Below are 1,059 nucleotides of genomic sequence, written 5' to 3'. Positions count from 1 at the left end.
CGGAGACGGTGTCGCCGACTTTAACGATGGCTTCGTTACCGAGAACCAGATTTTCGAAGGATTTGCCGTCGACTGCGGCGTCAGTGACGCCGAGTTTGATGGTTTCGCCGTCTTTGTAGACGTCATCGCCTTGTGCCGCCAGCTCGTACGGCACGCTGGTGGTGCCGGCTTTGATGACGACGGTGTCGCCATTGCTCAGGGTCACGGTCAGGTCCTGTTTGAGGGCTTGATCGACCTTGACGGTGAACTTAGGCGCAGCGTTTTCCAGTACGTCGCCATTGCTTTCGATGGTGACGGTGATCTTGTCGCCGTCAGCACCTGGCTCGTCAGTGACCGAAGTGGTCAGCGTGGTATCGCCCAGGGTCAGTTGTTCGAACTGATCGCCACCGGAGACGCTTTCCAGTTTGTTGACCAGCGCCGGCTGGCCGCCGGTGAAGATGTCATTGCTGGTGACCACGGTTGCCGTGCCAGTGGTGCTGTTGGCCGGAACGGTGATGGTGGTGCCGTCGGAAAGCTTGAAGGTCAGCTCGCCGTGGTTGCTCATCGGCAAGCCAGCAGCGTTGGTCAGGGTCACGGTGTAAGTGACGGAACCGCCTTCGGTGACGGTGGTTTTATCCACAGACAGAGTGGCGACCACTTCGGAGACGGTGTCGCCGACTTTAACGATGGCTTCGTTACCGAGAACCAGATTTTCGAAGGATTTGCCGTCGACTGCGGCGTCAGTGACGCCAAGTTTGATGGTTTCGCCGTCTTTGTAGACGTCATCGCCTTGTGCTTTCAGCTCGTACGGCGTGCTGCTGGTGCCGGCCTTGATGACGACGGTGTCGCCATTGCTCAGGGTCACGGTCAGGTCTTGCTTCAGTTCCTGATCGACCTTGACGGTGAACTTCGGTGCAGCATTTTCCAGCACGTCGCCGTTGCTTTCGATGGTAACGGTGATCTTGTCGCCTTCGCCCGATGGTTGGTCGGTGACGGTGGTGGTGAACTGGTCTTTGCCCAGGGTCAGTTGTTCGAACTGATCGCCACCGGAGACGCTTTCCAGTTTGTTGACCAGCGCCG

The 1,059-nt window shown here is 58.2% G+C and carries 1 protein-coding gene; it reads right to left on the bottom strand.

Going from position 1 to position 1,059, the window contains the following annotated elements:
• On the bottom strand, positions 1-1,059 hold a 1,059-nt coding region (locus tag AACY45_RS27075; RefSeq protein ID WP_339548495.1), incomplete at both ends, for an immunoglobulin-like domain-containing protein.

It is taken from the genome of Pseudomonas sp. RA_35y_Pfl2_P32, assembly GCF_963970735.1.
Classification (GTDB): Bacteria; Pseudomonadota; Gammaproteobacteria; order Pseudomonadales; family Pseudomonadaceae; genus Aquipseudomonas.
This window is presented reverse-complemented; position numbering and strand designations above follow the sequence as displayed.